Origin of the sequence: Pseudomonas fluorescens (assembly GCF_002837185.1) — a bacterium.
Taxonomy (GTDB): domain Bacteria; phylum Pseudomonadota; class Gammaproteobacteria; order Pseudomonadales; family Pseudomonadaceae; genus Aquipseudomonas; species Aquipseudomonas fluorescens_AM.
In genome coordinates, this window is the sequence record NZ_KZ477985.1 from 141,183 (window position 1) to 153,245 (window position 12,063).

At 59.2% G+C, this 12,063-nt stretch carries 10 protein-coding genes; 3 read left to right on the forward strand and 7 right to left on the reverse strand.

The genetic code is table 11. The annotated features are described in order from the left end of the window. The first annotated feature begins 1 nt into the window (after window position 1). From CIB54_RS00725 to CIB54_RS00735, 3 genes are all read left to right on the forward strand, one after another. Window positions 2–1,585, forward strand: coding sequence for a peptide chain release factor 3 (locus CIB54_RS00725; protein WP_065883636.1), 1,584 nt, complete (start codon window positions 2–4; stop codon window positions 1,583–1,585). 297 nt (window positions 1,586–1,882) lie between these two features. Beyond that, window positions 1,883–2,302: a hypothetical protein gene (locus tag CIB54_RS00730; protein WP_101218217.1), complete on the forward strand. Its 420-nt coding sequence runs from the start codon at window positions 1,883–1,885 to the stop codon at window positions 2,300–2,302. A 310-nt stretch (window positions 2,303–2,612) separates the two neighbouring features. Further along, complete coding sequence (locus CIB54_RS00735; RefSeq protein WP_101218218.1) at window positions 2,613–2,858, forward strand: hypothetical protein; 246 nt, start codon at window positions 2,613–2,615, stop codon at window positions 2,856–2,858. Window positions 2,859–3,058: 200 nt separating this feature from the next. On the opposite strand, the gene CIB54_RS00740 is transcribed toward CIB54_RS00735, so the two are convergent. The 7 genes from CIB54_RS00740 to CIB54_RS00770 all read right to left on the reverse strand — a co-directional run bounded on the left by CIB54_RS00740 (window position 3,059) and on the right by CIB54_RS00770 (window position 11,864). Further along, the gene (locus CIB54_RS00740; protein ID WP_057724522.1) at window positions 3,059–4,030 is read right to left on the reverse strand and encodes a peptide ABC transporter ATP-binding protein; all 972 of its coding nucleotides are present in this window, start codon (window positions 4,028–4,030) and stop codon (window positions 3,059–3,061) included. Beyond that, window positions 4,030–4,998: an ABC transporter ATP-binding protein gene (locus CIB54_RS00745; protein ID WP_065951577.1), complete on the reverse strand. Its 969-nt coding sequence runs from the start codon at window positions 4,996–4,998 to the stop codon at window positions 4,030–4,032. Before CIB54_RS00745 ends, CIB54_RS00740 begins: the two co-directional genes overlap by 1 nt. A 10-nt stretch (window positions 4,999–5,008) precedes the next feature. Then, window positions 5,009–5,920 (reverse strand): ABC transporter permease subunit, encoded by a 912-nt coding sequence (locus tag CIB54_RS00750; RefSeq protein WP_005784738.1) that lies wholly within the window; start codon window positions 5,918–5,920, stop codon window positions 5,009–5,011. A gap of 10 nt (window positions 5,921–5,930) precedes the next feature. After that, window positions 5,931–6,941 carry an ABC transporter permease subunit gene (locus CIB54_RS00755; protein ID WP_003171721.1) on the reverse strand — a complete coding sequence of 337 codons (1,011 nt, stop codon included), beginning with the start codon at window positions 6,939–6,941 and terminating at the stop codon, window positions 5,931–5,933. 76 nt (window positions 6,942–7,017) lie between these two features. Beyond that, complete coding sequence (locus CIB54_RS00760) at window positions 7,018–8,613, reverse strand: ABC transporter substrate-binding protein (protein ID WP_065951578.1); 1,596 nt, start codon at window positions 8,611–8,613, stop codon at window positions 7,018–7,020. Between the two features lie 80 nt (window positions 8,614–8,693). Continuing rightward, window positions 8,694–10,088 (reverse strand): OprD family outer membrane porin, encoded by a 1,395-nt coding sequence (locus CIB54_RS00765; protein ID WP_065951579.1) that lies wholly within the window; start codon window positions 10,086–10,088, stop codon window positions 8,694–8,696. Between the two features lie 171 nt (window positions 10,089–10,259). Further along, the gene (locus tag CIB54_RS00770) at window positions 10,260–11,864 is read right to left on the reverse strand and encodes an ABC transporter substrate-binding protein (protein ID WP_065951580.1); all 1,605 of its coding nucleotides are present in this window, start codon (window positions 11,862–11,864) and stop codon (window positions 10,260–10,262) included. Window positions 11,865–12,063: the final 199 nt, after the last annotated feature.

The window sequence follows — 12,063 nt, forward strand, 5'->3', positions numbered from 1 at the left end:
CATGACCCACCAGGCCGCCGAAGTCGCGAAACGCCGCACTTTCGCCATTATTTCCCACCCCGATGCCGGTAAAACCACCATCACCGAAAAGCTGTTGCTGATGGGCAAGGCAATTGCGGTGGCCGGCACGGTGAAATCGCGTAAATCCGACCGCCATGCGACATCCGACTGGATGGAAATGGAAAAGCAACGGGGTATTTCCATTACCACCTCGGTCATGCAGTTTCCGTATCGCGACCACATGGTCAACCTGCTTGATACCCCGGGCCACGAAGATTTCTCCGAAGACACCTACCGCACCCTGACGGCAGTGGACTCGGCGCTGATGGTGCTCGACGGCGGTAAAGGCGTCGAGCCACGCACCATCGCGTTGATGGACGTGTGCCGGTTGCGCGACACGCCGATTGTCAGCTTCATCAACAAACTCGACCGCGATATCCGCGATCCCATCGAGCTGCTGGATGAAATCGAAGCCGTCCTGAAGATCAAGGCCGCGCCGATCACCTGGCCGATTGGTTGCTACCGCGACTTCAAGGGCGTGTATCACCTGGCCGATGACTACATCATCGTCTACACCGCCGGCCACGGGCATGAGCGCACCGATGTGAAAATCATCGAAAAGCTCGACTCCGACGAAGCCCGCGCCCACCTGGGCGACGAGTACGACCGCTTCGTCGACCAGCTGGAACTGGTGCAGGGCGCCTGCCATGAATTCAACCAGCAGGAATTCCTCGACGGTCAGTTGACTCCGGTGTTCTTCGGCACCGCCCTGGGCAACTTCGGCGTCGACCACGTGCTCGACGCCGTGGTGAATTGGGCACCGAAGCCCTTGGCCCGTGTCGCCAACGAGCGCACCGTGGAACCGGTCGAAGAGAAATTCACCGGCTTCGTGTTCAAGATCCAGGCGAACATGGACCCCAAGCACCGCGACCGTATCGCCTTCATGCGTATCTGCTCCGGCCGCTACGAAAAGGGCATGAAGATGCGCCACGTGCGCACCGGCAAGGACGTACGCATCGGCGACGCCCTGACGTTCTTCTCCTCCGAGCGTGAACAGCTCGAAGAAGCCTACGCTGGCGACATCATCGGTTTGCACAACCACGGCACCATCCAGATCGGCGACACCTTCACAGAAGGCGAAGCGCTGGGCTTCACCGGTATCCCGCACTTCGCTCCGGAACTGTTCCGCCGTGTACGCCTGCGCGACCCGCTCAAATCCAAGCAACTGCGCCAGGGCTTGCAGCAGTTGGCGGAAGAGGGCGCCACCCAGGTGTTCTTCCCCGAGCGCAGCAACGACATCATCCTCGGCGCCGTCGGTGTGCTGCAGTTCGATGTGGTCGCCAGCCGCTTGAAAGAGGAATACAAGGTTGAATGCTCCTACGAGCCGATCACCGTGTATTCGGCGCGCTGGATCGAGTGCAGCGATAAGAAAAAACTGGAAGAGTTTTCCAACAAGGCCGTGGAAAACCTGGCGGTGGATGGCGGTGGTCACCTGACCTACCTGGCCCCGACCCGGGTCAACCTGGCGCTGATGGAAGAGCGCTGGCCGGATGTAAAATTCCGCGCGACCCGCGAGCACCATTGATTCAGGGCTCTCATCTTGAGCAACTAATTAAAAACCCTAAAGATTTTACCTTTAGGGTTTTTTTTTTTGACTTCGTAAGCGCCTATAAGTCAACTGTGAAGTTTGACAGTAGATTCTTATCGTGTTCAGCCGTTAGATAGACCAGGAGAAGAATGTAAGAACGGTTCTGCTTCTTGAACAGGCAAGGTCGTGTGGCCTACCGTCAGTGCTTGTAAGTAGACGTTCAACAGCATGTTTTTGGTTTGGGATTTGAACGCACAGATCTTTCTATCAGTTACCTGGCATGGAGATTGGATCATGGTCAGTCATGAGGAAGAACAGATACAGAATGCCACTGGATACTTTGAATATCGTTTTGAAAACGGGGGGCTGGTAATCCCGCCGTTTAAGTACGTATATCTTGCAGAGGGGCCGCAACCGATTCTACCGATATTCAAAGGTCGGGATACTGAGAACGGTATTCGTGAAACGGGCTTTACCTTTACATTCGACTCGTATGACTTTTGGGGTGTCGATATTCCTGTCGGTCAGGGATTCCGTGTGGATCATTATGTAGTAGGGGGGCGTACTGAAGTTACGTCCGGTTCTGTGACTGGAATGATAAATTCCTCAGAGAAATCCGGATTTTTTAAGTTTGATCTCAATGTGGATGTTCAGGGCTCGCCGAGGCGCGTCGAAGGGTTCTTTATATTGAAGCAGAACGTTACTGTATTATAGTCTCGAAAGGTTCTCTCGCCTGGTTCCAGCATTGGGCAATCAGGTGATGATGGAAGGTGAGCACCATAAGATCTTGGCGGTTGAGAGAAGGGCGAAGCTGTAATGGCTTCGCCCTTTTTTGGCTGTGAAATACAATCAAATGTGGGAGGGGGCTTGCCCCCGATGGCGGTCTATCAGTGACATGTAACGTCCTGACCCACTGCTATCGGGGGCAAGCCCCCTCCCACATTCTGATCTCTGTAAGGCTGGGAATTGGCGAGAACCCTGCATCGGGTCTAGCGTTCACACACTGACTGCGAAGGAGTCCACCGTGCGAAAGGTTCGATACGTTATTTGTCTGATGCTATTGGCAGGCCCACTGCTGACGACCGTCCCGGCACTGGCCGGCGATGGCACCCCCCAGTGGAAGGACACCGGCCCTGTCACCAAGAGAAAGGCCAACGAGGTCAATTCCGGCAGTTGGAAACCGCAGCCCCAGCCCACAGATGTCAGGGATCCGGAAAACCCCATCAACGAAGGGGAAGACAGTGAAACCTTTGATGACGGCGAAACCTGAGACGCCGCGCTAACCCGAAAAAAAGAAGCCCCTCCCGCCAGGCTGATGCGCAACCTGACGGAAAGGGCTGTAGAACTCACTGACGCCGCATCACCCCTGTAGGAGCGAGCTTGCTCGCGAAGAACGCAAGGGCACTGTGATTAACCAGATGCCCGCGTAATTGTTGACGTTTTTCGCGAGCAAGCTCGCTCCTACATGATTCAGGCCACGAACTGCTCTGCGTAGTGGCAAGCCACCTGCCGATTATCCAACGGCCGCAACAGCGGCTCCTCGGTGCTGCAGCGCGCCGTCGCATACGGGCAGCGCTTGTGGAACGCGCAGCCAGGTGGCGGATTCAGCGGGTTGGGCAATTCGCCGACGATCTTGATCTTCGGCTTGTTCGGGTCCGGGTGAATGGTCGGGGTGGCCGACAGCAGCGCCTGGGTGTAAGGGTGCAGGGGACGGGCGTAGATGTCTTCCTTGGGGCCCACTTCCACCGGGCGGCCGAGGTACATCACCATCACGTCGTCGGCGACGTGCTGCACCACCGCCAGGTTGTGGGAAATGAACACGTAGGCGGTGTTGAATTCCTGCTGCAAATCCATGAACAGGTTGAGCACCTGGGCCTGGATCGACACGTCCAGCGCCGAGGTCGGTTCGTCCGCCACCAGCACCTTGGGTTGCAGCATCATCGCCCGGGCCAGGGCGATACGCTGGCGCTGGCCACCGGAGAACATGTGCGGGTAGCGCTGATAATGCTCGGGGCGCAGGCCCACTTGCTTCATCATCGCCTGCACTTTTTCGCGGCGTTCGGCGGCGGACAGGTTGGTGTTGATCAGCAGCGGCTCGCCGAGCTGATCACCGACCTTCTGGCGTGGGTTCAACGAGGCGTAGGGGCTCTGGAACACCATCTGCACGTCTTTGCGCAATTGCTTGCGCTGGGCCTTGTCGGCACCGGCGACTTCCTGGCCAGCGATTTTAAGCGAGCCCGAAGACGGTTCTTCGATCAGCGTGAGGGCGCGGGCCAGGGTGGACTTGCCGCAACCCGATTCGCCCACTACGGCGAGGGTCTTGCCGGCTTCGAGTTCGAAGGACACACCATTAAGGGCACGCACCGTGGCGTGGCCCTTGAACAGGCCACGGGACACTTCGTAGTGACGGGTCAGGTCGCGGGCGGTAAGAACGACGGCCATTACGCCACCTCCTGGTTCAAGGGGTAGAAGCAGCGCGCAAGGCTGTTGGTTTTCGGATCAAGGCTTGGGCGCTGGGTGCGGCAGTTTTCCTGCACGTACGGGCAACGCGGCGACAGCAGGCAACCCTGCGGACGGTCATAGCGGCCCGGCACGATGCCCGGCAGGGTGGCCAGCCGCGTGGCGCCCAGGCTGTGTTCCGGAATCGCCTTGAGCAGCGCTTCGCTGTACGGGTGCGCCGGGATGTCGAACAGTTGCGGCACCTGGCCAACTTCCACGGCCTGGCCCGCATACATTACGCATACGCGCTGGGCGGTTTCAGCCACTACCGCGAGGTCATGGGTGATCAGCACCAGGCCCATGTTCTGTTCTTTCTGCAGGGCCAGCAGCAGGTCCATGATCTGCGCCTGGATGGTCACGTCCAGGGCAGTGGTCGGTTCGTCGGCGATCAGCAGTTTCGGCTCGCCGGCAATCGCCATGGCGATGGCTACGCGCTGGCTCATACCGCCGGAGAGTTGATGCGGGTAGGCATCCATACGGCTGGCGGCGCCCGGGATTTCAACTTTTTCCAGCAGTTCGATGGCCCGTTTGCGCGCTTGCCGGCCAGACATTTTCAGGTGCAGGCGCAGCACTTCTTCAATCTGGAAACCCACGGTGTAGCTGGGGTTCAGCGCGGTCATCGGGTCCTGGAACACCATCGCCAGGTCTTTGCCGACGATCTGGCGGCGCTGGCGGTTGCTCAGCTTGAGCATGTCCTTGCCGTCGAAATTCAGCGCATCGGCCGTCACGATGCCGGGATGCTCGATCAGGCCCATCAGCGCCATCATGGTCACGGATTTACCCGAGCCCGACTCGCCAACGATTGCCAGGACTTCGCCTTTGTCGACCGAAATGTCGAGGCCATCGACCACCGGCACGGCGGTCTTGTCGCCGAAGCGCACATTGAGATTCTTGATTTCTAACAGTGACATGGGAATCTCCTCAGGCGGCGTTCTTGAGTTTCGGGTCCAGCGCGTCGCGCAGGCCGTCACCCATCAAGTTGATTGCCAGCACGCTGAGCAAAATGGTCAGACCCGGCAGGCTCACGACCCACCAGGCGCGTTCAATGTAGTCACGGGCCGAGGCCAGCATGGTGCCCCACTCAGGCGTTGGCGGTTGGACGCCAAGGCCAAGGAAGCCCAGGGCCGCGGCATCGAGAATCGCCGAGGAAAAGCTCAGGGTCGCTTGTACGATCAGCGGTGCCATGCAGTTGGGCAGCACGGTGATGAACATCAGGCGTGGCAGGCCGGCACCGGCCAGGCGCGCGGCAGTCACGTAGTCGCGGTTCAACTCGCCCATTACCGCAGCGCGGGTCAGGCGCACGTAGGACGGCAGCGACACGATGGCGATAGCAATCACGGTGTTGATCAGGCCAGGGCCGAGGATCGCGACAATCGCCACAGCCAGCAGCAGCGAGGGCAGGGCCAGCATGATGTCCATCAAACGCATGATGGTCGGGCCGAGCAGCCGCGGGAAGAACCCGGCGAACAGGCCAAGGAGAATGCCCGGAATCAGCGACATCACCACCGACGACAAGCCGATCAGCAGCGACAGGCGCGAACCCTGGATCAGGCGCGAGAGCAGGTCGCGGCCCAGTTCGTCGGTGCCGAGCAGGAACTGCATCTGCCCGCCTTCCAGCCACGCGGGCGGGGTGAGCAGGAAATCGCGGTATTGCTCGCTCGGGTTATGCGGTGCAACCCACGGTGCGAAGATTGCGCAGAACACGATCAGCAGCATGAACAGCAGGCCGGCAACCGCGCCTTTGTTCTTGGAGAAGGCTTGCCAGAATTCTTTGTACGGGGACGGGTACAGCAGGCTCTGATCGACTGCTGACACTGGAGTAGAGGTAGTCATGGTCATGATCTCAGCGCTGGTGACGGATGCGTGGGTTGGCGAAGCCGTAGAGGATGTCCACCACGAAGTTCACCAGGATCACCAGGCAGGCGATCAACAGAATGCCGTTCTGCACCACCGGGTAGTCCCGCGCGCCAATGGCTTCGATCAGCCATTTGCCGATGCCGGGCCACGAGAAGATGGTTTCGGTCAGTACGGCGCCGGCCAGCAGCGTGCCGACTTGCAGGCCGACCACGGTCAGCACCGGGATCAGCGCGTTGCGCAGGCCGTGCACGAACACCACGCGCGCCGGCGACAGGCCCTTGGCCTTGGCGGTGCGTATGTAGTCCTCACGCAGTACTTCGAGCATCGACGAACGGGTCATCCGCGCGATCACCGCCAGCGGGATGGTGCCCAGCACGATGGCCGGCAGAATCAAGTGGTGCAAGGCGTCCCAGAACGCGTCCGGCTCATCGGCCAGCAACGTGTCGATCAGCATGAAACCGGTGCGTGGCTCGATGTCGTAGAGCAGGTCGATACGCCCGGAAACCGGGGTCCAGCCCAGGCTCACCGAGAAGAACATGATCAGGATCAGGCCCCACCAGAAGATCGGCATCGAATAGCCCGCCAGGGAGATGCCCATCACCCCGTGGTCGAACAGGGACCCTCGCTTGAGTGCCGCGATCACCCCGGCCAGCAGGCCCAGAATACCGGCGAACAACAGGGCGGCCATGGACAGTTCCAGGGTCGCCGGAAAGAGTGCGGTGAACTCGGTCCACACGCTGGTGCGGGTGCGCAGGGATTCGCCGAGGTCGCCCTGGGCAAGTTTGCCCACATAGTCCAGGTATTGCGCATACAACGGCTTGTTCAAGCCAAGGCGTTCCATTGCCTGGGCATGCATTTCGGGGTCAACCCGCCGCTCGCCCATCATGACTTCTACGGGGTCGCCTGGAATCATGCGAATCAACGCAAAGGTCAGCAACGTGATGCCGAAGAACGTGGGGATCAATAACCCCAGTCGGCGGGCAATAAAACTAAACATCTTGGTGTATACCTCAATCAGCCGGTTAGGCAGGTTCGGCGCCGTCAATAGCGACGGCGCCGAGCGTTTTTCTTATTTACTTCACCTGGGTGGTGGCGAAGTTATTGTTCGTCAGAGGGCTTTGGGTATAACCCTCGACGTTCTTGCGCATGGCGGTAAACATTTTCGGGTAAGCCATTGGAATCCATGGCTGATCCTTTTCAAACACATCCAGGGCTTGTTCATAGAGTGCGGCGCGCTCAGCGGGTTCAGCGATGGCGCGGGCCTTGTCGATCAAGCCTTGAAATTCTTTGTTACACCAGCGGGCGTAGTTTTCGCCGTTTTTCGCCGCATCGCAACTCAGGTTTGGGGTGAGGAAGTTGTCCGGGTCCCCGTTATCCCCGGCCCAGCCGGCGGAAACCATGTCGTGTTCGCCGGCTTTGGCGCGCTTGAGCATCTCGCCCCATTCCATGACCTTGATATTGACCTTCAGGCCAATCTGCGCCAGATCCGCCTGCATGCGCTGCGCGCCGAGCATCGGGTTGGGATTGGTCGGGCCACCGCCGTTACGGGTGAACAGCGTGAACTCGGTGCCTTCCGGTACGCCGGCTTCCTTGAGCAGGGCGCGGGCTTTGTCGAGGTCGCGGGGCGGGTTCTTGAGCTTGTCATTGAAGCCCAGCAAGGTCGGTGGATACGGGCCGGTGCCGACGACTGCGTTGCCTTTGCCGTACAAGGCGTCGGTGTAGCCGGCCTTGTCGAACGCAATGTTGATCGCGTGACGTACCCGTGGGTCGCTCATGTACTTGTGGGTAGTGTTCAGGGCGGTGTAGCTGGTGGTCATGGCCGCCAGCTCATCCACTTTCAGGTTCGGATCTTTCTTGATACTCGGCAGATCATCCGGCTTGGGATAAAGCGCGATTTGGCATTCGTTGGCCTTGAGCTTTTGCAGGCGCACATTGTTGTCGACCGCAATGGCCAGGATCAACGGGTCGGCCGGCGGCTTGCCACGGAAGTATTCCGGGTTGGCCTTGAAGCGCACCTGAGCGTCTTTCTGATAGCGGATGAAGATGAACGGGCCGGTGCCGATCGGCTTGCTGTTGAGTTCGTCGGTCTTGCCGGCGGCGAGCAGCTTGTCGGCGTATTCGGCGGAGTGGATAGCGGTGAACGGCATTGCGACATCGGCCAGGAACGGTGCCTCAGGGCGCGTCAGGGTGAAGACCACGGTGTGGTCGTCAACCTTCTCGACACTCTTGAGCAGTTCCTTGAAACCCATGCTTTCAAAATAAGGGAAACCGGTGGTGGACTTGTTATGCCACGGGTGTTTCGGGTCCAACTGGCGCTGGAAGCTCCACAGCACATCGTCGGCATTCAAGTTGCGCGTGGGCTTGAAGTAATCGGTAGTGTGGAACTTGACGTCGTCGCGCAGGTGGAACGTATAGGTCAGGCCGTCATCACTGATGTCCCAGGACTTGGCGAGCGCTGGAACCACTTCGGTGGTGCCGGGCTTGAAGTCCACCAGGCGGTTGAACATGGTTTCGGCAGCGGCGTCAGCGGTCACGGCGGTGGTGTACAGGACCGGGTCGAAACCTTCCGGGCTGGCTTCGGTGCAGACCACCAGCGGTTTGGCCGAAACGCCGATCGCCACGCTCAGCAGCGCAGCGGCCATGGCAGCTTGTAACGGGAGCATTTTCATTCAGAGCCCTCTGCAATCGATGGAGCCAGAAACGCGAAGACGGCGGGCTCGTCCTGAGCCCGCCGCTTACCTGGCGCTAATTAAAGAATGTTGAACGGGATGGTGGTGACCAGACGGAACTCTTTGATGCTGCCGTCGGACTGGAACTCGCTGCCACGGTGCTCAACATACGTTGCGCGCACGGTAGTGGCTTTGAGTGGGCCGCTTTGCAGGGCGTAAGAGGCGCCTACACCGTATTCCTGGTGTTTCTCGCCGTCCTGGGACTGAATGCCGTCGTAGGCGAACTTGGCGCGACCGTTGTTGCCGGTGTAGTGAGTACCGTCGATGCCCCAGCCGCGGGCCGAGTAGGCGTTGAACTTCAGGCCTGGCACGCCGTATTCGGCCATGTTGATGGCATAGGCGATCTGCAGCGATTTCTCGTTCGGGCCGTTGAAGTCAGACGTCAGGGAGTTGGCCAGGTAGATGCCGTTGGTTTCGTGCAGGTAGTCGAAGTACTCGTTACCGTTCACTTGCTGGTAGCCGAAGGTCAGGCTGTGGGCCTGGTGAGTCAGGCCCAGGGACAGGGAGAAGGTATCGTTGTCGATTTCCCCCATCTCTTTTTTGCCTTCATCGACCGTCTTGTAGTAGTTGAAGCCGGTGGTCAGGCCCAGTTGTTGAGCGTCGCCCAATTCGTGGGTGGCGCCGAAGTAGTACTGGTTCCAGAAGTCCTTCACGTTGGCGGCGAAGAAGCTGGTCTTCAGGCTTTTCAGCGGCTGGTAGTTCACACCCAGGGTGGAGACTTTGTCGGTTTCTGCGCCGTTGCCGTATTCGCTGCGGAATTTCGACAGGCTCTGTTCGCTACGCGGGGAAACGCGGTCAAACACGCCGCCCTGGAACGACAGGTTGCTGAACTCTTCGCTGTTGAAGCTCACACCCTGGAAGCTTGAAGGCAGCGCACGGTTGCCGATGGTGTCGACGATGCCGCTGCTGAAATTCTGGCGACCGGCGGTCAGTGTGGTGTTGGACACGCGGAACTGCACGTTGGCCAGGCCCAGTTTGCTCCACTGGTCGACGGCGTCACCGTTGGAATCGGCCAGGGTGCGGTTGGAGCCGCCCTTGATATCACGCTTGCTGCGGTCCAGGACCAGCGCGTTGTACACCGCCACTTCGGTCTTGACGCCGACAGTGCCCTGGGTGAAACCCGAGCTGGCGTTGAGGATGGTGCCCTGCACCCAGTTGGTACGGTTGCGGTCGGTCAGGGTTTGGCCATGCTTCTGGTAAGCGAAGGTGCCCCCACGGTATTTGCTTTCATGGGAGTACCAGTTACGCGTGGTGCCGCCCAGGCTGAAATCTTCGATGAAGCCCTTGGCCTCGCTTTGGGCGCTGGTGCCGGCCAGAGTGGTAGGAACGAAGTCCTGGCTCTGCGTTTCAGCGTAGGCGGTGGCCGTGATGCTGCTGATGGCCAGGGCCAGAAGCGCTTTGCTGCTCAGTTTCATGGGTGAAGCTCCTTTGGTTCTCTTTTTTATGCCGGTCTTTTTAGGTGAACCGGCTATTGGGTGTGTAACTCGTTCAAGCTATTGCAAACGTTTGCCGTAGGAAAAATCCCAACAAAAGGCTGCACGTTTGCCGCAGGGCCTACGTCGCCCTGCGCAATCCGGTTATTTTTTTTATGGGGTGATACTGACGCCCGAAAACACGTTGCGGCCGAAGGGGCTCACTTTGAAACCTTCGACTTTGGCGCTCAACGGCTGGTTGACCGTCGAATGGGCGACTGGCGTGATCGGCACCTGCTGCTTGAGCAGTTGCTGCGCCTGTTTGTACAGAACAGTCCTTTGTTCGCGGTCGGTGACGACCTTGGCTTGCTTGATCAGCTTGTCGTACGCCGGGTCACACCACATGGAGTAGTTGTTCCCGCCGATGGCGTCGCAGCTGTAGAGGGTGCCCAGCCAGTTGTCCGGGTCACCGTTGTCGCCGGTCCAGCCGATCAGGCTGACATCGTGCTCACCGTTCTTGGTGCGCTTGATGTATTCGCCCCATTCGTAGCTGACGATCTTCACTTTCAGGCCGATCTTGGCCCAATCGTTCTGCAGCATTTCAGCCATCAGCTTGGCGTTGGGGTTGTACGGACGTTGTACCGGCATCGCCCAGAGGGTGATCTCGGTGCCTTCCTTCACACCGGCGGCCTTGAGCAGTTCCTTGGCTTTTTCCGGGTTGTAGGCGGCGTCCTTGATGCTGTCGTCGTAGGACCACTGGGTCGGCGGCATGGCGTTCACTGCCAGTTGCCCCGCACCCTGGTACACGGCGTTGAGGATGCTCTGCTTGTTCACCGCCATGTCCAGCGCCTGGCGCACTTCAAGCTGGTCGAATGGCTTGTGGCGCACGTTGTAGGCGATGTAGCCGAGGTTGAAGCCCGGCTTGGTCAGCAGTTGCAGGTTCGGGTCGGCCTTGAGCGCGTCGACATCGGCAGGGCGCGGGTGCAGGGTGACCTGGCACTCGCCGGCCTTGAGCTTCTGCACACGCACCGAAGCGTCGGTGTTGATGGCGAAGATCAGTTGGTCGAGCTTGACCCTGCTCGGGTCCCAGTACTGTTTGTTCGCCACGTAGCGAATCTGCGAGTCTTTCTGGTAACGCTGGAACACAAACGGGCCGGTGCCGATCGGCTTCTGGTTGATATCGCTGGGTTTGCCTTCCTTGAGCAACTGCTCGGCATACTCGGCGGAGAGGATCGCGGCGAAGCTCATGGCGATGTTTTGCACGAACGCGGCGTCGACCGTGTTCAAGGTGATCACCACGGTGTGCGGATCGGTTTTTTCGACCTTGGCGATGTTCTTGTTCAGGCTCATCCCGTTGAAGTAGGGGAACTCGGTAGGGTAGGCCTTGCGAAACGGATGGTCGGGGTCAAGCATGCGGTTGAAGGTGAACAGCACGTCGTCGGCGTTGAAGTCGCGCGTCGGCTTGAATTCCTTGTTGCTGTGGAACTTCACCCCTTCACGCAGGTGAAACGTGTAGGTCAGCCCGTCTTCGGAAATATCCCATTTGGTTGCCAGCCCAGGCACTACGTCAGTTGCGCCTTTTTCGAACTCGACCAAGCGGTTGTACAACGGCTCTGCGGCATCGTTGTCGGTGGCGGTGGTGTATTGCGCGGTGTCAAAGCCTGCCGGGCTGCCCTCGGAGCAGAACACCAGGCTCTTCTTGTCGGCGGCTTGAGCCATGGTGGCCACGGCCAGAAGGCTGGTGGCAAACAGTGCGGATAGAACGGTGGTATGGCGCATGACGATCCCGATCCTTGTTTGTAGTTATCAACAGCGAGCGATCCCACTGGCCACAGCCAGGGAGACATCACTGATCCCACACACAGCGAGTTCCTTTCTCAAATTTGGGCCTCTGCTGTCCTACGACGTTATGGGTCGCGGACTTCACAGTAAATACGCCAAATCGGATTGACCTTGTAGGTAACGGAGACATGAAGCG